We start from the raw sequence: 18,064 nt of genomic DNA, 5'->3' as shown, positions 1-18,064 counted from the left end.
TGGGGTACGGGCCATGCGGCTCAGCATCGACAAAGCGGGTCTTTCACGCGCGCTCGCGCACGTGGCGAGCGTGGTCGAGCGCAGGAACACCATTCCGATCCTGTCCAATGTGCTCTTAAGCGCCCGCAACAACGAGCTCAAGCTGACCGCGACCGACCTCGATATGGAGCTCGTGGAAACGGTGCCCGCGCGCGTCAAGGGCGAAGGCGCAACCACCGTGCCCGCCCATATGTTCTACGACATCGTGCGCAAGCTCCCGGAAGGTAACGACATCGAGCTTCAACGCGACGGCGAGCAGGGCCGGCTCGTAATCACGAGTGGACCGGCGCAGTTCTTGCTCCAGACTCTGACGGCCGACGACTTCCCCGCGCTCAGCGTTGACGACCTCAGCTACAGCTTCTCACTGCCGGCATCCGACCTGAAGAAGCTCATCGAGAAGACGCGCTTCGCCATCTCGACCGAGGAGACACGCTATTACCTGAACGGCATCTATCTGCATGCCACCGAGTCGTCGGGGAAGCCCATGCTGCGCGCGGTCGCCACCGACGGGCACAGACTCGCCCAGGTCGAGCACCCGCTGCCCCAAGGCGCCAAGGGCATGCCCGGCGTGATCGTGCCGCGCAAGACCGTGCTGGAGCTCGCCAAGCTCGTCGAGGACGCCGACGGCGAGGTGCGCATCGAGCTGTCGCCGTCGAAGATCCGGGTCACGACCTCGCGCGTGGTGCTCACCTCCAAGCTGATCGACGGTACCTTCCCCGACTACGAGCGCGTCATCCCGCAAGGAAACGACAAGCGCATGGAGGTGGACAACGCCGCCTTCGCGCAGGCCGTCGATCGCGTCTCGACGCTGTCGAGCGACAAGGGCCGCGCCGTCAAGCTCACGCTCAACGACGGCAAGCTCACGCTCTCGGTCAACAACCCCGAGAGCGGCAGCGCCACCGAGGAGCTTCCCGTGGACTACGGCTTCGATCCGCTCGAGATCGGCTTCAACGCCCGCTATCTGCTCGACATCTCCCAGCAGCTCGAAAGCGGCACGGCGGAGTTCAAGCTCGCCGATCCCGGCTCACCGACCATGGTGCGCGACGTCAAGGATCAGTCTGCGCTCTACGTGCTCATGCCGATGCGGGTATGAGGCCCTCTCTCAGCGGAAAGGACGAGATCGTGGCGGCACGGGCTGACAGCCCGGCGCCGGGGCGCCTATTCGTCGAGGAGCTCAAGCTCACCGATTTCCGCAACTATGCCAGCGCGCGGCTTGCGCTCGGGCCGGAGCCCGTGGTGCTGGTCGGCGACAACGGCTCGGGCAAGACCAACCTGCTCGAGGCGGTTTCCCTGCTCGGCCCCGGTCACGGCTTGCGCGGGCGTCCCTATCACGAGCTTTGCCGCAAAGACGGCGCGGGCGGCTTTGCCGTCGCGGCGAAGATCGTCTCTCCGCAAGGCGAGGTCGAGGTCGGCACGGGGCTTCTCCCAGGATCGCACGAGGAGAGTACCGGGCGGACGGTCCGCGTCGCCGGCAAGGACGCGAGCCCAGGCGCACTCTCCGACTACGTCAGGCTCGTGTGGCTCATTCCGGCCATGGATGGCCTTTTCACCGGGCCAGCGTCGGAGCGGCGCCGCTTCCTCGACCGGCTCGTGCTCATGATCGACCCGAAGATGCGCTCGCCCCTTGGCCGCTACGACCGCGCCATGCGCCAGAGGAACCGCCTGTTCCAGATGCGCGAGGGATCGCGCGCGCTGTTCGAGGGGCTCGAGGAGCAGATGGCGGAGGCCGGTGTCGCCATCGCCGCCGCTCGCCGCGATGCCACGCAGAGGCTCGCCGCGCTGATCGAGCGGGAGCGCGAGGCGCGGGGCGCCGACACGCCATTCCCTTACGCCGTGCTGGCGCTCCAAGGTAGGCTCGAGGAGGCGCTCGACGGGAGGGCGGCAACCGAGGTCGAGGACGAATTCCGGGAGGCTCTGAGCGTCGCGCGCGAGCGCGACAGGGCCGCCTTGAGGGCCCTTGAAGGACCCCATTTGAGCGACCTAATAGTGTTTCACGGCCCGAAAGATGCGCCCGCCGAGCAGTGTTCGTCAGGCGAGCAAAAGGCGCTTCTGATCGGGCTCATCCTCGCCAAGGCCGAGCTCGTTAAGGATATCGAAGGGGCCGCTCCCCTCGTCCTCCTCGACGAGGTCGCAGCCCACCTCGACGAAGCCCGGAGAACCGCCCTTTTTGGGGAAATTTTGCGGCTCGGGGCCCAGGCCTGGATGACCGGAACCGACCGCGACCTATTCACCCCGATCGCGCAAGACGCCCAAATCTTGGCAGTGAATCGGGGTAAAATCGGCGTCTGATTCCACCCGGCGCCCGACCCTCTCGATGCGACCCCAAAACACCGCTTTCAAGGACCCATGACCCCAGCCTCAAAACGCAAAGCCCAAGCCGCTGCCGAGTACGGCGCCGAGTCGATCAAGGTGCTGAAAGGCCTCGATGCCGTGCGCAAGCGGCCCGGCATGTATATCGGCGACACCGACGACGGCTCGGGCCTGCACCACATGGTCTACGAGGTGGTGGACAACGCCATCGACGAGGCGCTCGCGGGCTTCTCGGACGAAATTCTCGTCACGCTCAACGCCGACGGCTCGGTTACGGTCGAGGACAACGGCCGCGGCATCCCGACCGAGATCCACAAGGGCGAAGGCGTCTCGGCGGCCGAAGTGATCATGACCCAGCTGCATGCCGGCGGGAAGTTCGACCAGGATTCCTACAAGGTCTCGGGCGGGCTGCACGGCGTCGGCGTGTCGGTGGTAAACGCGCTCTCCTCCAAGCTCGAGATGACCATCTGGCGCGGCGGCAAAGAGCATTTCATGCGCTTCCACGACGGCGTTCCCGAGGCGCCGCTGAAAGTGGTCGGCGAGGCCGGGCCCAAGACCGGAACACGCATCACCTTCGTGCCTTCACCCAAGACCTTCACCATGGTCGAGTTCGACTATGCGACGCTCGAGCATCGTCTGCGCGAGCTTGCCTTCCTCAATTCCGGCGTGCGCATCGTCCTAACCGACCATCGCGGCGTCGAGCCCAAGATCGAGGAGATGAAATACGAGGGCGGGCTGCGCGCCTTCGTCCGCTACCTCGACCGAACCAAGCATGCGCTGATCACGGAGCCGATCGTGGTCGAGCGCCAGCAGGACAAGATCAGCGTGGAGGCCGCTCTGTGGTGGAACGACAGCTACCACGAGAACGTGATGTGCTTCACCAACAACATCCCGCAGCGCGACGGCGGCACGCACCTCGCCGGCTTCCGCGCCGCGCTCACGCGCACCGTCAACACCTATGCCGCCGCGTCCGGCATCGCCAAGAAGGAGAAGGTCGACTTGACGGGCGACGACGCACGCGAGGGACTGACCTGCGTACTCTCGGTCAAGGTGCCCGATCCGAAATTCTCGAGCCAGACGAAGGACAAGCTCGTCTCCTCGGAGGTGCGGCCCGTGGTCGAGAGCGTCATGGCGGACGCGCTTTCGGCCTGGTTCGAGGAGAACCCAGGCGAAGCGCGCAACATCGTGCGGAAGATCGTCGAGGCGGCCGCGGCGCGCGAGGCGGCGCGCAAGGCGCGCGAACTGACCCGGCGCAAGGGCGCGCTCGACGTGGCGTCCCTTCCCGGCAAGCTCGCCGACTGCCAGGAGCGTGATCCCGCCAAGTCGGAGCTGTTCCTGGTCGAGGGCGACAGTGCCGGCGGCAGCGCCAAGCAGGCGCGCGACCGCGCCTTCCAGGCGGTGCTGCCCTTGCGCGGCAAGATCCTCAACGTCGAGCGGGCGCGCATCGACAAGATGCTGTCGTCGGCCGAGATCGGCACGCTGATCACTGCGCTCGGAACCGGCATCGGCGACGAGTTCGATCTCTCGAAGCTCCGCTATCACAAAATCATCATCATGACCGACGCCGACGTGGACGGCTCGCACATCCGCACGCTGTTGCTCACCTTCTTCTACCGGCAGATGCCGTCGATCATCGAGGCGGGCAATCTGTTCATCGCCCAGCCGCCCCTTTACAAGGTGTCGCGCGGCAAGTCCGAGCGCTACCTCAAGGACGAGAAGGCCCTCGAGGATTATCTGATCTCGGAAGGGCTAGAGGATGCCCTTCTCGTCACCGGCGACAGCGCGGCACGAGGCGGCGGCGATTTGCGCGACATCGTAGAGACCGCGCGCAGGATCTCCGGCATCCTCAAAGGGATGCACAGCCGCTACCCGCGCTTTATCGTCGAGCAGGCGGCGATCGCGGGCGCGCTCAATCCGAAAGTCCTGAAAGAGGGCAAGCACTCCCAGGCCGCCGCGGCCTATATCGCCAAGCGGCTCGATGCGCTTTCGGAGGAGACCGAGCGCGGCTGGCACGGCGAGGCGTTGCCCGAGGGCGGATTGCGCTTCTGGCGCGAACTCAGAGGCGTGATGGAATCGCATTTGATCGACGGGCCGTTCATCGCCAGCGCCGACGCGCTGAAGCTCGACTCGTTCGCCCCGCATTTGCAGGAGGTCTATGCCCGTCCCGCGACGCTCAAGCGCAAGGATGCGAACCTCGTCGTGCACGGGCCGACCGAGCTGCTCAACGCGGTCATGACGGCCGGCCGCAAGGGGCTAACGCTGCAGCGCTACAAGGGCCTCGGCGAGATGAATCCGGAGCAGCTCTGGGAGACCACGCTCGACCTCGACACCCGCACCCTGCTCCAGGTAAAGATCAAGGAGGGCGACGAAGCGAATGACATCTTCTCGCGGCTGATGGGCGAGGAGGTGGAACCCCGGCGCGAGTTCATCCAGGAGAACGCGCTGCAAGTGGCCAACCTGGATGTTTAGGGGCGCCCGGATCAAGACGCTTCTCGAACACGCTCCTCAACGGGAAGAGGCCGTTGGGGTCTGCGCTCGAATTTGTGGGGAGCGAGAATAAGAGTTCGCGATGGACCCCGAAAAGGGCGGCTCGCGCGTTATAATACGGGGACAACAACAAGGTCTCTCGGGGGGAAGGGAGAAGACGCCATGATTAGCTTCCTGGGCTGTAGCGATCAGGCCATCGCCGTCGCCAACGGCGTGACGACGCTGGCACTTCTCGAACATCTGGTCGAGCGCAAGATCCTGACGCGGGCCGACGTGCGCGCTGTCCTCGAAAGCGGTATCAAGTGCCTCGAGCCGCGCACCAATGTCCGCACCATCAGCGAGGCGGTGCATTTGATGCGCGACCGCATGCTGCCGCTGTTCGCGGAAGAGACAGCGCACTGATCGGGCCGCGCGAGGACGCTGCTCTGCGGGGCCGTGTTATGCCGGCCTTGGCTCGGCCCTAGAGCCGCAGCAGGTGCAGGCTGAAGAGCTGCTCGGGATCGACCCAGGCTTTGACCGGCTGCCAGCCTGCGCGGCTTGCGAGCGCCTGGAACTCGCCGACTGTATATTTGTGGGAATTCTCGGTGTGGATGCGCTCCCCTTCCGCGAAGGCGAAGGGATTGCCGAGCACACGAGCAGTCTGCCGCACGAGGCTCACGAGATACATCTCTATCCTGCCGTGTCTCTCGTTGTAGACGGCCTCGTGAGCGAAGCGGGAGAGATCGAAATCGCCGCCGAGCTCGCGGTTGATGCGCGCGAGCAGGTTGAGGTTGAAGGCGGCCGTCACGCCCTTGGCGTCGTTATAGGCGGGGAGCAGGACCGAGAGGCTCTTCTTGAGATCGACGCCGATGAGGAACAGGCTGCCCTTGCCGAGGAGCCGCGCGGCATTGGCGAGGAAGGCGCGCGCCTCATCGTGGGTTAGATTGCCGATGGTCGAGCCGGAAAAGAAGCCGAGCTTCCTCCGCCCGCGCGCGAGCAGCGGAAGCGCGCGCGTCCTGGTGAAATCGGAGATGAGGGGCATGATGGTGAGCCCCGGATGCTGCCTCAAGAGCCACCCGGCTGCCTCCTTCAGGCTCTCCGAGGCGATGTCGATGGGGACATAGGCCGGGATGCTCTCGAGCGCGCCGATCAAAAGGCTCGTCTTGCGGCTCGAGCCTGAGCCGAACTCGATCAGCACGCGCGACGGCCCGGCAAGCTCCGCGATCTCCTCGCGATGGGCCTCGAGCAGCCCCGCCTCGACCCGCGTCGGATAATACTCGTCGAGCTTGGCGATCTCCTCGAACAGCTCCGATCCCACAGCGTCGTAGAAGAAGCGGCAGGGGATCTCGCGCGGTCTGGAGGCCAAGCCTGCAAGGACGGCACGGGCAAACTCGTCGGCCTCGGGCGCGCGCCTCGCCCGCGCGCTCTCCAAGGAGACCGTCACGCCATCGGGCAGCTCAAACGTGATGTCGCCCTCCATCATGCGTCGGCAGCCAGGCGCAGGCCCATGAACTGCCAGCGCTGATGGGGGTAGAAGAAATTGCGATAAGTCCGCCGCATATGGCCCTCCGGCGTCACGCAGGAGCCGCCCCTGAGCACGAACTGATTGCACATGAACTTGCCGTTATATTCGCCGACGGCGCCGGGCGCGGCCTTGAAGCCCGGATAGGGGAGATAGGCGCTTCCCGTCCACTCCCAGACATCGCCGAACATCTGCTCGAGGCCCGCGCCGCCTTGTGCCGGCATGGCGCGCAAGTGTCCCTTGCCGAGGGTGCGCCCCTCGACGGGCACGGACGCCGAAGCGGCCTCCCACTCGAATTCGGTCGGCAGCCGGTAGCCGGCCCAACGGGCGAAGGCGTCGGCCTCGTAATAGCTGACATGGGTCACGGGCGAGGCGGGATCGACGGGACGGAGGCCCATGAGGCTCATCTGCATATAGCCGCCGTCGGCCTCCTCGAAATAGAGCGGGCCGTTCCAGCCTTGCGTCTTGACCGTGTTCCAGCCGTCGGCGAGCCAGAGCGTCGGCGTCTCGTAGCCGCCGTCCTCGATGAAGGCGATCCACTCCGCATTGGTGACGAGCCGCGTGGCAAGCTTGAAGGGGCGGATCAGCTCCCCGTGCCGCGGCCTCTCGTTGTCGTAGGCGAAGCCGTCGCCGTCGTGGCCCACTTCGAAGATGCCGCCGTCGAAAGCCACAAAGTCGAGCGGCGCTTGCTCGCCCACGAGGATGCCTGGGCTCGCCTGGCGGTAGGCCGGCTTGAGCGGCTCGGCGGCGAAGAGCGCGAGGATATCGGTGAGCAGAAGCTCCTGGTGCTGCTGCTCGTGATTGATGCCGAGCTCGATCAGCTCGCAGGCCTCGGCTGGAAGCTCTTGGTCGAACAGCCGCGCAAGCGCCTCATCGACGAAGGCGCGGTAGGCGCGCACCTCTTCTCCCGACGGGCGCGTGAGAAGGCCGCGCTTCGGCCGCGGATGGCGCGGGCCGACGCTCTCGTAGTAGGAGTTGAAGCAATATTCGAAGCGCTGATCGAACACGCGGTAGTGGGGCAGGAAGCGCTTCAGCACGAAGGCCTCGAAGAACCAGGTGGTGTGCGCGAGGTGCCATTTGGTCGGGCTCGCATCGTCCATCGCCTGGACAACCTGGTCCTCGTCGCTCAATGGGGCGGCGAGCTCGCATGAGAGCACCCGCGTCTCCATGAGCCGCGTCTTGAGCGATGGCATATTGGATCGAGAGGTACCCTTCGGCTCGGCGAGAATGGCGGTCCGCGAACTCAATGTCAGCACTCCGTGCTTGGGGCTTCGGTGAGAAAGCCCAGGAGGCCTGGGCCAAATTCGCTGAGCACTTTGAACGCCACATTTACCAGCTTGTTCCGCTTCATGAAATGAGGAACCATGGATCAAAACTTGGTGAGTGCAGTGTGATTCTCCGTGGAGTTCAGGATGAGGCAAGCCGCTTCCAGGACTGACGATACGGTCGTTTGTCTCGATAGGCGCCAATCGGAGGTCGCGGCCGAGATCCAGCGCGGGGTCTGCCGCGCCTTCCGCGCGCTCGGTCTTTCCGTCGTCACCGAGCTTCCGCTCGCCAATGGGCGCCGCGCGGACGTGGTCGCGCTCTCGCCCTCAGGCGGCGTCTCGATTGTCGAGATCAAATCCTGCCTCATCGACTATCGGACCGATGCGAAGTGGCATGACTATCTCGAGTTCTGCGACCGGCTCTATTTCGCGGTGGCCGCCGACTTCCCGCGCGAGGTCATACCCGAGGAGGTAGGGTTGATCCTCGCCGACCGCTACGGCGCCGAGCTGGTGCGCGAGGGCATGGAGGAGCGGCTATCCGCCGCGCGCCGCAAGGCGATGATGTTGTCGTTCGCCCGTGCTGCGGCGCTGCGTTTGCAGCTTCACCTCGACCCCGCCTGCGGGCTTGAGATTTAGCGGCCGGGGATTGTCTCAGTCGGGCTGCAGTGCAATGAGGCCAACGCCCCTTGCGCGTAGAGGTACCTGTTGTAGGCCTCGGCGTACCGGGCAAATACCTCCAGGAAGCTCCGCTGATCGGCCGTCAAAGCATCGCCGAATTCGACATGGTAAATTGCCCCGCGCATGAGATCGCCGGAGCATTTGAGGCCGGGCGCCGTGTAAATTGGGGCATATCCCGAGCTGACAACCATTGGGCCGACCGGGCCCGCTTTGGCGTCGGCGCGGACGTCCGCAACCGGATCCGAGGCCGCGACGATACGCTCACGGCGCTGCCAATAGCCCTGCACTCTGTTGCGTTGCGACTCGAGTGCTTTCAACAGACCGAGCCTGCCTTCGAGCTGGGAAACTACGGGTGGCACAATAGAGTCCGCCGCCAAAGCTGCGGAAGACGAGGCGCCGCTCGCAACTGCGAACGCCATGAGCGATTTGCGCAGCAATGGTCCCTCTCAGAGCGAAGCCTACCGCGCTATTTCGGGGCGCGCTTGGCGAGGATGCGCTGTAGCGTGCGGCGATGCATGTTGAGGCGCCGCGCCGTCTCCGAGACGTTGCGGTTGCAAAGCTCGTAGACCCGCTGGATGTGCTCCCAGCGCACGCGATCGGCCGACATCGGGTTCTCGGGCGGCGGCGCCTTGGCATTCGTCGAATTGTTGACCAGCGCGTTGTAGACGTCGTCGGCATCGGCGGGCTTGGCGAGATAATCCACAGCGCCAAGCTTCACCGCAGTGACCGCGGTCGCGATATTGCCATAGCCGGTCAGCACAACGGCGCGGGCCTCGGGCCGGATGCCCTTGAGCGCCGCGATCACGTCGATGCCGTTTCCGTCCTCGAGCCGCATGTCGACCACGGCGAAGGCCGGCGGTCTGCGCCTGAGAGCGGCCAAGCCCTCTTCCACCGACGCTGCGGCCTCGACCTCGAAGCCGCGCGTCTCCATGGCCCGCGCGAGCCGCGCGAGGAAGGCGCGGTCGTCATCGACGATGAGAAGGGTGTTCTCCTGGGGAACCGGCCCGCCCTGATAGGGCGTCGGCGAAACCTGGTGAGCTTCCATGTCAGAGCTCCTGATGGTTCTGGCTCATGTCCGACAACTAAGCGCCCTGGTCAACTCCGGTGCCATTACGGCCATCAACTAAGAGCTTTGGCGAGGGCGGGCAACGCTACCAAAGTATGAGGCTCGGGGGAAATGAACACCCGGTAATGTTGCCGATAAGGGCCCATAAACTTGGTAAAGGGGGGCGCTCTCCCCCGTCAAAGTGCCGCAGGCTCCGGCGCCGGCCTAATTTCGTCGGGCGCGCGCTCGAACTTCGACCGCGGCCACATCACGCTTACCACCGCGCCGGCCTCCGGCGGCTCGCGATTGGCGAGGGCAAGCGTCGCGCCCGAGCGCTCGAGCAACGTCTTGGCGATGAAGAAGCCGAGACCCATGCCGATATGCTCATCCGGCGCCTCCTGGCGGAAGCTCTGCGCCGGGCGGGTGGTGACGAACGGCTCGCCGAGCTGTTCCAGCACATGCGGCGGGAAACCCGAGCCGTCGTCGGCGATGACGATCCTGACCTCGTCCTCGGACCAGCGCGCCTCGACCTCCACCTTCGCATCGGCAAAGTCGACGGCGTTCTCGATGAGATTGCCGAGCCCATAGAGCACGCCCGGATTGCGCTCGGTGACCGGCTCGATCGCCGCAGCGCTTCCCGGCGCGACGCCCGCCGCCGGCCCGGTGCGCACCTCGATCGGTACGGTGACCAGCCGGTGCGGCGCGACCACTTCCTCGATGAGATGGCTTACCGGAAGCCGCGACACGATGATGTCGATCTGCTCGCCGCGCGCGGCAAGTTCGGCCAGAATATCGCGGCAACGCTCGGCCTGGGTGCGCAGCAAGACGACGTCCTCGTAATGCGGATCGTTCGGCTTGGTGTCGCGCATCAGCTCCTTGGTGACGACGGCGATGGTCGCAAGCGGCGTGCCGAGACCGTGTGCGGCCGCGGCGGCAAGCCCGTCGAGCGCCGACAATCTCTGCTCGCGCGCGAGCACCATCTCGGCGGCGGCGAGCGCCTCGGCCATGCGGCGCGCTTCTTCCGCCGTGCGCCACGAGTAAAAACCGATGAACAGGATGCACGATACGAGCGCCGCCCATATCCCCATGACATAGGGGAAGGGCAGCAAGAGGTTCGAGTGATGGAACCAGGGCAACGGGTGGTGGAAGGTGGTGAGGAGCGTGGCGAGCACGATCACGAGAAGCCCGAGCGCCGCCGTCACGCGGAGGCGCAGGATCGAAGCCGAAACCGCGACCGGCGCGATGAGCAGGAAGGCGAACGGATTCTCGAGCCCGCCGGTGAGATACAGCAAGGCGCCGAGCTGAAGCACGTCGAAGCCGAGCATCATGAAGGCGTAGCTCGACCGGAGTCGCTGGCTCGCCGGATAGCGGATGCGGAGGATGACGTTGGTCCAGGCGGAGAGCGCGATCACAGCGAGGCACCAGCCGATGGGAAGATCGATGCCGATCACCCAATAGGCGCCGATCACAGTGACGCTCTGGCCGAGCACCGCGAGCCAGCGCAGACGCACGATGGTCTGAAGCCTGAGCCGGGTTTCCCCGGGCCTGAGCCCGTCCGGAAGGCTCGCCCGGCGCGCGGTTTGACTCTTGTCGACTGCAGCCATACGTGAAGCCTACCACGTGGCGAAAGAGCCATAATTCCGACAAAGCGGGCGCACAGCGCAAGAGCATGGACGAGCGAGTGGCGAAACCGGGCGTCGAGACGCGCGCAAACGGCGCAAATCTGCCCGTTGCCGTGCGCGATTTGACCAAGATTTACGGCACAGTCACGGCCGTCGACCATATCAGCTTCACGCTCGATCCCGCGACTACGGTGGCGCTTCTCGGCGGCAACGGAGCCGGCAAGACCACCACCATCGCCATGCTGCTCGGGCTCGTGGTGCCGACCTCGGGCGAAGTCAGGGTGTTCGGCAGGGACGTGACGAAAGAGCGCGGCCTCGTCGCCAATCGCATGAATTTCCAGAGCCCCTACGTCGATCTTCCGTCGCGGCTCACCGTCAAGCAGAACCTCTCCGTCTATGCCGGCCTCTATGGCATCGCCAATGCCGAGGAGCGCATTGCCCATATCGCGGGCGAGCTCCAAATCGAGCCGCTGCTCGACCGCGACACGGGCAAGCTCTCGGCCGGACAGAAGACGCGCGTGGGACTCGCCAAGGCCTTCCTCAACGCTCCCGATCTCCTTCTGCTCGACGAGCCGACTGCCTCGCTCGACCCTGACACCGCCGATTGGATCAGGCGCAAGCTCAAGGACTACGCGCGCAATCGCGGCGCCACGCTTCTCATCGCCTCGCACAACATGACCGAAGTCGAGCGTCTGGCCGATCGCGTCATCCTGCTCGACAAGGGCCGGATCATCGAGGACGGAACGCCGCGGGCGCTGATCGCGACCTATGGGCGCAAGACGCTCGAGGACGTGTTCCTCGACGTGGTGCGCCGGCGCGGCCGTAAGTCCAAAGACGGTGCCGGGGGCGAGACGCCGGCGAGGGCCACGTCATGACCATGACGGAAGCGCAAAGGAGCGGAGCCGAGCCGATTCTCCTGCCGCCGACCGGCCTTGCCGCGAGCGCACGGCGCATCGGCGCGCTCGTCCGCCGTTATCTCTATCTCTTGCTCAGCTCGGGCGTGAGACTCGTTGAGCTGATCTACTGGCCGTTCCTCCAGATGCTGACCTGGGGGTTCCTGCAAAAATATCTCGCCGGCACCACCAGTCCCCTCGCGCAAGGCGCGGGTGTTCTGATCGGCTCGGTGCTGCTGTGGGACATCCTGTTCCGCTCGAAGATCGGCTTTTCGACGACGTTCATCGAGGAAATGTGGTCGCGCAATCTCGGCAATCTTCTCACCAGCCCGCTGCGCGCCTACGAGCTCGTCGCGGCGCTTTGCCTGTGGAGCGTGATCCGCTTGAGCGTGAGCATGGTGCCGGTCGCGATCGCCGCCTATTTCCTGTTCGGCTTCAATCTGCTCGATCTCGGCTTCGCGCTCGCGGCATTCTTCGCCGTGCTCGTGCTGACGAGCTGGTCGCTCGGGCTGATCTCGGCAGGCGTGATCCTGCGCTACGGGCTCGGCGCCGAGGAGCTTGCCTGGTCGCTCGCCTTCCTCTTGCTGCCGCTCGCTTGCGTCTACTACCCGGTCTCGGTCCTGCCTGACTGGCTCAAGGTCATCGCGCTTGCGCTGCCGCCGACCCATGTGTTCGAGGGCATGCGCTCGATCCTCTTGCATCACGTGTTCGATGCGAGGGAATTGTGGTGGGCGCTTTCGCTCAATGCCGTCTATCTGCTGGCCGGCTATATGATCTTCCGCCGCTTCCTCAGAAGCGCGCGCGAAAACGGCACTCTTCTTCAGCTCGGTGAATAATGCGCTGGCGCCTGCTCAGCATTGTGGTGTTTGGCTTCCTAGTCGGCGCGCTCGGGGGGGCTGCCGCGCTCATTATCACCCAGAGCGCCTCGGGGCCGCAGGTCAAGACGTCCGGCAAGGCGTTGATCGGCGGTCCCTTCACCCTCGTCGATCAGACCGGTAAGACGGTCACCGACAAGGATTTCCGAGGCCGCTATATGCTTGTCTTCTTCGGCTTCACGCATTGCCCGGATGTCTGCCCAGCCGAGCTCCAAATCATGTCGCAGGCTCTCACCGACCTCGGGCCCAAGGCATCCGAAGTCGTCCCCGTCTTTATTAGTCTCGATCCCGAGCGCGACACGCCCGCAGCCGTCGGAGCCTATGTCAAGAATTTTGGCGACAAGTTTGTAGGGTTGACGGGGTCGCCAGAGGCCGTTGCAGCCGCTGCCAAGGCTTATCGCGTCACATTCTCGAAATTCGAATATAAAGATAATAGTGGAAAGAGCGATTACAGCATCGATCATTCGACGATTGCTTATCTCATGGATAAGAATGGGGAATACATCGCTCATTTCAGCTACGGAACTCCTGCCGCAGAAATCGCAGAAACCTTGCGCCGCTACCTTTAGCCGCGCGTCCAAACCGCCTGCGCGTCAAACTGACGTTGCATTGCAGCATAGAATCACCATTTGATTCCGCGATGCAGCAATCACGGTGTATCGTGGGCGGGAGGTCGATCCATGCTTTACCATCTCTACGAGTTGAACCAGGCTGCTTTGACCCCTGCCCGGGCCGCGGCCGACGCCTATCGGCTGCTGTTCCGCAATCCGCTTAACCCGGCGGCCTATACGCCGATGGGCCGGAGCGCCGCTGCGGTTCTTGAGCTATTCGAGCGGACCACCCGCCGCTACAAGAAGCCCGAGTGGGGCATCAAGTCGATCGAGGTGGGCGGCCGCAAGGTCGCGGTGCATGAGCGCACGCTGATCTCGAAGCCTTTTTGCAATCTCGTCCATTTCGAGCGGAACGTCTCGGCGTGGCGCCGGCGCAGGGATCCGAAGGTGCTGGTCGTGGCGCCGCTCGCCGGACATTACCCGACGCTGCTCAGGGGGACAGTGCGCGACCTCCTTCCCGACCACGAAGTCTATGTGACCGAGTGGCAGGATGCGCGCTTCGTTCCGCGCGCGGCTGGCCCCTTCGACCTCGATGACTACATCGACTACATTATTGATTTTCTGCGTTTTTTTCGCGGAAATGTGCATATTATGGCAGTCTGTCAGCCGACCGTCCCGGTGTTCGCGGCCGTCTCCTTGATGGAGGGGATGAACGATCCCGCCGTGCCGCGCTCGATGATCCTCATGGCGGGGCCTATCGACACGCGCGAGAATCCGACCGCGGTCAACGAGTTCGCCAAGGGCCGCAGCCTCAACTGGTTCCGGCACAACGTCATCACCCAGGTGCCGTGGCCCTATCCCGGCATGATGCGGCTCGTCTATCCAGGTTTCCTCCAGCTCAGCGGCTTCATGGGCATGAATCTCGACCGCCACATCACCGCGCATCGCGAGCTGTTCCACAATCTCATCAGGGGCGACGGCGATTCGGCCGACAAGCATCGCGAGTTCTATGACGAGTTCCTCGCGGTCATGGACCTCACAGCCGAGTTCTACCTCCAGACCATCGAGACGGTGTTCCTCGAGCACAGGCTGCCCAAGGGGACCATGGTGCACCGCAACAAAAGGGTCGACCCTGCCCAAATCCAGCGGGTCGGCTTGATGACCGTGGAGGGGGAGAAGGACGATATTTCGGGGTTGGGCCAGACAAAGGCTGCACAAGATTTGTGCAAATCCCTCCCCTCCAACATGCGCGAGCACTACGTCCAAGCCGGAGTCGGCCATTATGGCGTGTTCAATGGAAAACGCTTCCGGGCCGAAATAGCGCCGCGAATCCGCGATTTTATCAAGACACATCAACGCCGTAGGGGAATTTGGGCGAGGGCGTTCGGTCTCGCTGCCTAAGAGAGAGGCGCGCGCTCTCCCAAAACCCTGTGCTATCGTAGCTCCCGTCGATTCGAGGGGCACTCGGGTCGGCGGTAGGGAGCGTAACCATGCTTAAGCGACTCAATTTCGGTCGCGGCGAGACCATCGAGGTCAAGGTCCGCGGGCTCGGTATTCCCATCCTGTTGCGGCGGAGCGCCCGAGCGAGGCGCTTCAGCCTTCAGGTGAGCGAAGCGAGGCGCGGCGCCATCCTGACGATGCCGGTTTACTCGAGCTTCGCCGACGCCGACGAGTTCCTCTCGCGTCATCTCGACTGGTTGAAGGAGCGCGTCGCCGGCCTGTCGGAGCCCGTGCCCTTCACCCACGGCGCCATCGTGCCGCTCCGCGGCTATGCCCATACGCTCCGCTTCGAGGGGCTGGTGCGGCGCCGCGGCGTGGTGTGGATCGAGGAACCTGAGGATGCCAAGGCCGCTCCCGCTTGGCCCGAAGGCGCGCATGTCTCGGTGCGGCGCCTGCCGCGCCTCCATGTCGCGGGCGAAGAGGAGCACGCGCCGCGCCGGCTGCTCGATTGGCTGAAGCGCCAGGCCCATCTCGACCTCAAGGCGCGCGTCGAGACCCACGCCCGCCGTCTCGATCTTGCGCCCAATCGCATCTATGTACGCGACCAGACCACGCGCTGGGGTTCATGCTCGACAAGCGGTGCGTTGTCATTCTCCTGGCGGCTCGTGCTCGCACCGCCCTTCGTGCTCGATTATCTCGCCGCGCACGAGGTGGCGCATCTCGCCCACATGAATCACGGGGCGCGCTTCTGGGGGCTGGTCGAGCGCACCATGCCGCGGCACGAAGAGGCGAGGAACTGGCTCAGGAAGCACGGCGCGAGCCTGCATCGCTACGGCGCGGAAGGAATGCATCCCTCATCGCGCGGCTATTCGCCGAAGCGCAGCATCGAATAATCGGTCACTGGCCAGGGACGCTTTGCGTTATCGCCGGGCCTGACTCGGCGATCCAGGGGCCGGTTCAGCCGTTACCGCCGAAGATACCGATGACGCGGCGGTAGAGCGGTTCCGCCTGGCCATCCTCGCTCGTCTGCGGCGAGGACCACGGCAGCCGCGCCGCCACGCCTTCGATGCCCGGCGCGTGCGTGCCGGGAAGCGGAAGCGGCGGCTTGTTGTCATGCGCGTAGAGCATGATGTCGTGCCACACCATCGCCGGCAGCATGCCGCCCGTCACTTTGCGCATGGGCGCGCCGTCGTCGTTGCCGATCCACACGCCGCCGACGTAGTAGGCGGTGTAGCCGATGAACCAGGCGTCGCGGAAATTCTGCGTGGTGCCGGTCTTGCCGGCGGCGATCTGGCCGGGAATCGCCGCGCGCCGCCCTGTTCCATGCAGGACGGTCGTGTTGAGCATGTCGTTCATCTCGGCGACGAAAGGAAGTGCCACGACCTGGCCCGTGGTCGAGCGCTGGCGCTGATAGAGGACCTTGCCGTCGCCGTTCCTGACGCGCTGGATGATGTGCGGCATGACCCCCTGCCCGCCATTGGCGAAGGGCGCATAGGCGCTCGTCAACTCGAGCAGGTTGACCTCGGCCGTGCCGAGCGCGATCGAAGGATTCGAGTGCAGCTTGGAGTGAATGCCGAGCCGCCTTGCCGTGCGCACAATGCGCCAGCCGCCGACCTCAGCGCCGAGCCGCGCCGCCACCGTGTTGAGCGATTGCGCCATGGCCTCTCTGAGCGACACTTCGCCCCGATAGGTGCCGGTATGGTTCCGCGGCGACCAGCCAGCCACGGTCGTCGGCCCGTCATAGGCGCGCGAGTCGGGCGTGTAGCCGCTCTCGAGCGCGGCGAGATAGACGAACGGCTTGAACGCCGAGCCCGGCTGGCGCTCGGCCTTGAGCGCGCGATCGAACGGGCTCGACGAATAGGACCGCCCGCCGACCAGCGCCTTCACCGCCCCTTGCGGATCGAGCACCACGACGGCGCCTTCGCTCGCATCCACCTCGCCGCCCTGTTCGTCGAGGATCTGGCGGAGCGAGGCCTGCGCCTTGAGCTGGAGACGTGCGTCGATGGTGGTGTCGACGATGAGATCGCTGTCGTTGTCGCCGACGAATTCGGGCAGGAGCTCGGCCACCCAATCGACCGCGTAAGGATAGCCGGTGTCGTCGCCCTTGGCCGACAGATCGAGCGGCTGCTGGCTCGCCGCGCGCGCTTCTTCGGGCTTGAGGAAGCCCGCCTCCACCATGTTCTCGAGCACCTCGTCGACGCGCTCGGAAGCGAGCTTGACGCTGTGCGTCGGGGCGTATTTCGACGGCGCCTTGAGGAGGCCGGCAAGCAGGGCCGCCTGCGGCAGGGTGACGGAGCGCGCCGAGCGGCCGAAATAGTGCCGCGCGGCCGCCTCGATGCCATAGGTGCCGCCGCCGAAATAGACGCGGTTGAGATAGAGCTCGAGGATTTCGTCCTTGCTGAAGCGCTGCTCGAGCCAGATGGCGTACACCACCTCCTCGAGCTTGCGCAGCATGGTGCGCTTGGGCGAGAGAAACAGGTTCTTGGCGAGCTGCTGGGTGATGGTCGATCCGCCCTCGACCACCGTTCCGGCCGAGGCGTTGCGGAAGGAGGCGCGCACAAGCCCGATCGGATCGATGCCCCAATGCGAGTAGAAGCGGCGGTCCTCGGTCGCGATCACCGCTTTGGCGAGATAGGGCGGCAGCACGTCGAGGCGCACATGGCCGCGCCGCAGGCCGCGCTCGGCGAGCACGGTGCCGTCCTCGGCGAGGATGGTGACGTTGGGCGGCCGGTCGTCGAGTGCGGCGATGATGGGATCGGGGACGCTGGCGATGAAATAGACCATGGCGAGCCCGATCACGATCGTGCCCCAGATGCCCGCAAGCAGACCGAAGCGAAGCGCCTTGTAGAGGTAGGGATGCCGCGCCGCGACGCGCCTGAGCCTCCGCCGCGGGCGCCGCTTGACGCGGGGAGGGGTACGCCTGCGTTTTGGGGCGTCGCGGCGGATGCCGAAGACAGGCTCGATGCGGACCGGCCCTTTGCCGCCGGGCCGTCCGCTCCCTCGCGCGCCGTTCATGATGTCCGCCCCGATGAGCCAAGCAACAGGCGCCGGCGAGGCGTGCTTCCGCCTCGCGCGAGCCGATGCGGAGACCCTAGGCGTTCCGGATTGATACAGCGTTAAAGGATTGGCGCACCCTGGTTGATCGAGGCCGCCCCCTTAGCTCCCTGGCCCAGCCCTAAACATCGAGATTGGCGACTTGCAGCGCGTTCTCCTGGATGAATTCGCGCCTCGGCTCGACCACGTCGCCCATCAGCCGCGAGAAGACGTCGTCGGCGTCCTCGCCCTCCTTGATCTTCACCTGGAGCATGGTGCGCGTGTTGACGTCGAGCGTCGTCTCCCACAGCTGCTCGGGGTTCAT

The 18,064-nt window shown here is 65.1% G+C and carries 17 protein-coding genes; 10 read left to right on the top strand and 7 right to left on the bottom strand.

Annotation, left to right across the window (positions count from 1 at the left end):
- The first annotated feature begins 13 nt into the window (after window positions 1-13).
- From dnaN to VFB18_RS03580, 4 genes are all read left to right on the top strand, one after another.
- A complete protein-coding gene (gene dnaN / locus VFB18_RS03595) occupies window positions 14-1,132 on the top strand; it encodes a DNA polymerase III subunit beta (RefSeq protein WP_324971102.1) in 1,119 nt (372 codons plus the stop codon).
- A complete protein-coding gene (recF, locus tag VFB18_RS03590) occupies window positions 1,129-2,328 on the top strand; it encodes a DNA replication/repair protein RecF (RefSeq protein ID WP_414675641.1) in 1,200 nt (399 codons plus the stop codon). The genes dnaN and recF overlap by 4 nt, the downstream gene beginning before the upstream one ends.
- A gap of 57 nt (window positions 2,329-2,385) precedes the next feature.
- Window positions 2,386-4,818, top strand: coding sequence for a DNA topoisomerase (ATP-hydrolyzing) subunit B (gene gyrB, locus VFB18_RS03585; RefSeq protein WP_324971098.1), 2,433 nt, complete (start codon window positions 2,386-2,388; stop codon window positions 4,816-4,818).
- A 180-nt stretch (window positions 4,819-4,998) separates the two neighbouring features.
- Window positions 4,999-5,238, top strand: coding sequence for a hypothetical protein (locus VFB18_RS03580; protein WP_324971096.1), 240 nt, complete (start codon window positions 4,999-5,001; stop codon window positions 5,236-5,238).
- Between the two features lie 58 nt (window positions 5,239-5,296).
- Here VFB18_RS03580 and egtD read toward each other — a convergent pair whose 3' ends face one another.
- Together egtD and egtB are read right to left on the bottom strand one after the other, a co-directional pair.
- A complete protein-coding gene (gene egtD, locus VFB18_RS03575; protein WP_324971095.1) occupies window positions 5,297-6,298 on the bottom strand; it encodes an L-histidine N(alpha)-methyltransferase in 1,002 nt (333 codons plus the stop codon).
- A complete protein-coding gene (egtB, locus tag VFB18_RS03570; protein WP_324971148.1) occupies window positions 6,295-7,530 on the bottom strand; it encodes an ergothioneine biosynthesis protein EgtB in 1,236 nt (411 codons plus the stop codon). Before egtB ends, egtD begins: the two co-directional genes overlap by 4 nt.
- 219 nt (window positions 7,531-7,749) lie before the next feature.
- On the opposite strand from egtB, the gene VFB18_RS03565 reads away from it, so the two are divergent.
- Window positions 7,750-8,238 (top strand): MmcB family DNA repair protein, encoded by a 489-nt coding sequence (locus VFB18_RS03565; RefSeq protein ID WP_324971094.1) that lies wholly within the window; start codon window positions 7,750-7,752, stop codon window positions 8,236-8,238.
- On the opposite strand, the gene VFB18_RS03560 is transcribed toward VFB18_RS03565, so the two are convergent.
- The 3 genes from VFB18_RS03560 to VFB18_RS03550 all read right to left on the bottom strand — a co-directional run bounded on the left by VFB18_RS03560 (window position 8,235) and on the right by VFB18_RS03550 (window position 10,929).
- On the bottom strand, window positions 8,235-8,717 hold the full coding sequence (locus VFB18_RS03560; protein ID WP_324971092.1) for a hypothetical protein: 483 nt from the start codon (window positions 8,715-8,717) through the stop codon (window positions 8,235-8,237). The two genes, VFB18_RS03565 and VFB18_RS03560, sit on opposite strands and share 4 nt — an antisense overlap.
- Window positions 8,718-8,746: 29 nt before the next feature.
- Window positions 8,747-9,325, bottom strand: a complete 579-nt coding sequence (locus VFB18_RS03555) for an ActR/PrrA/RegA family redox response regulator transcription factor (RefSeq protein WP_324971090.1) — start codon at window positions 9,323-9,325, stop codon at window positions 8,747-8,749.
- 197 nt (window positions 9,326-9,522) lie between these two features.
- Window positions 9,523-10,929, bottom strand: a complete 1,407-nt coding sequence (locus tag VFB18_RS03550) for an ActS/PrrB/RegB family redox-sensitive histidine kinase (protein ID WP_324971088.1) — start codon at window positions 10,927-10,929, stop codon at window positions 9,523-9,525.
- 65 nt (window positions 10,930-10,994) lie between these two features.
- On the opposite strand from VFB18_RS03550, the gene VFB18_RS03545 reads away from it, so the two are divergent.
- The 5 genes from VFB18_RS03545 to VFB18_RS03525 all read left to right on the top strand — a co-directional run bounded on the left by VFB18_RS03545 (window position 10,995) and on the right by VFB18_RS03525 (window position 15,599).
- Window positions 10,995-11,822: an ABC transporter ATP-binding protein gene (locus VFB18_RS03545; RefSeq protein WP_324971086.1), complete on the top strand. Its 828-nt coding sequence runs from the start codon at window positions 10,995-10,997 to the stop codon at window positions 11,820-11,822.
- A gap of 2 nt (window positions 11,823-11,824) precedes the next feature.
- Window positions 11,825-12,676, top strand: coding sequence for an ABC transporter permease (locus VFB18_RS03540; protein WP_324971147.1), 852 nt, complete (start codon window positions 11,825-11,827; stop codon window positions 12,674-12,676).
- Window positions 12,676-13,284, top strand: a complete 609-nt coding sequence (locus VFB18_RS03535) for an SCO family protein (RefSeq protein WP_324971084.1) — start codon at window positions 12,676-12,678, stop codon at window positions 13,282-13,284. Before VFB18_RS03540 ends, VFB18_RS03535 begins: the two co-directional genes overlap by 1 nt.
- Window positions 13,285-13,395: 111 nt before the next feature.
- Complete coding sequence (locus VFB18_RS03530) at window positions 13,396-14,667, top strand: polyhydroxyalkanoate depolymerase (protein ID WP_324971082.1); 1,272 nt, start codon at window positions 13,396-13,398, stop codon at window positions 14,665-14,667.
- Window positions 14,668-14,756: 89 nt separating this feature from the next.
- Complete coding sequence (locus VFB18_RS03525) at window positions 14,757-15,599, top strand: SprT family zinc-dependent metalloprotease (protein ID WP_324971080.1); 843 nt, start codon at window positions 14,757-14,759, stop codon at window positions 15,597-15,599.
- Window positions 15,600-15,663: 64 nt separating this feature from the next.
- On the opposite strand, the gene VFB18_RS03520 is transcribed toward VFB18_RS03525, so the two are convergent.
- Both VFB18_RS03520 and VFB18_RS03515 read right to left on the bottom strand, forming a co-directional pair.
- Entirely contained in the window at window positions 15,664-17,721 is a 2,058-nt protein-coding gene (locus tag VFB18_RS03520) for a PBP1A family penicillin-binding protein (protein WP_324971078.1), read from the bottom strand.
- A gap of 160 nt (window positions 17,722-17,881) precedes the next feature.
- Window positions 17,882-18,064: hypothetical protein (locus VFB18_RS03515; RefSeq protein ID WP_324971076.1), on the bottom strand; the 183-nt coding region annotated here is incomplete at its 5' end.

This window comes from Methyloceanibacter sp. (assembly GCF_035650995.1).
Taxonomy (GTDB): Bacteria; Pseudomonadota; Alphaproteobacteria; order Rhizobiales; family Methyloligellaceae; genus Methyloceanibacter.
This window is presented reverse-complemented; position numbering and strand designations above follow the sequence as displayed.

Bases quoted from the DNA above. Each gene is read 5' to 3' on its own strand.
- dnaN (WP_324971102.1), top strand. From the start codon at position 14: ATGCGGCTCAGCATCGACAAAGCGGGTCTTTCACGCGCGCTCGCGCAC.
- recF (WP_414675641.1), top strand. From the start codon at position 1,129: ATGAGGCCCTCTCTCAGCGGAAAGGACGAGATCGTGGCGGCACGGGCT.
- gyrB (WP_324971098.1), top strand. From the start codon at position 2,386: ATGACCCCAGCCTCAAAACGCAAAGCCCAAGCCGCTGCCGAGTACGGC.
- VFB18_RS03580 (WP_324971096.1), top strand. From the start codon at position 4,999: ATGATTAGCTTCCTGGGCTGTAGCGATCAGGCCATCGCCGTCGCCAAC.
- egtD (WP_324971095.1), bottom strand. From the start codon at position 6,298: ATGATGGAGGGCGACATCACGTTTGAGCTGCCCGATGGCGTGACGGTC.
- egtB (WP_324971148.1), bottom strand. From the start codon at position 7,530: ATGCCATCGCTCAAGACGCGGCTCATGGAGACGCGGGTGCTCTCATGC.
- VFB18_RS03565 (WP_324971094.1), top strand. From the start codon at position 7,750: ATGAGGCAAGCCGCTTCCAGGACTGACGATACGGTCGTTTGTCTCGAT.
- VFB18_RS03555 (WP_324971090.1), bottom strand. From the start codon at position 9,325: ATGGAAGCTCACCAGGTTTCGCCGACGCCCTATCAGGGCGGGCCGGTT.
- VFB18_RS03550 (WP_324971088.1), bottom strand. From the start codon at position 10,929: ATGGCTGCAGTCGACAAGAGTCAAACCGCGCGCCGGGCGAGCCTTCCG.
- VFB18_RS03545 (WP_324971086.1), top strand. From the start codon at position 10,995: ATGGACGAGCGAGTGGCGAAACCGGGCGTCGAGACGCGCGCAAACGGC.
- VFB18_RS03540 (WP_324971147.1), top strand. From the start codon at position 11,825: ATGACGGAAGCGCAAAGGAGCGGAGCCGAGCCGATTCTCCTGCCGCCG.
- VFB18_RS03535 (WP_324971084.1), top strand. From the start codon at position 12,676: ATGCGCTGGCGCCTGCTCAGCATTGTGGTGTTTGGCTTCCTAGTCGGC.
- VFB18_RS03530 (WP_324971082.1), top strand. From the start codon at position 13,396: ATGCTTTACCATCTCTACGAGTTGAACCAGGCTGCTTTGACCCCTGCC.
- VFB18_RS03525 (WP_324971080.1), top strand. From the start codon at position 14,757: ATGCTTAAGCGACTCAATTTCGGTCGCGGCGAGACCATCGAGGTCAAG.
- VFB18_RS03520 (WP_324971078.1), bottom strand. From the start codon at position 17,721: ATGAACGGCGCGCGAGGGAGCGGACGGCCCGGCGGCAAAGGGCCGGTC.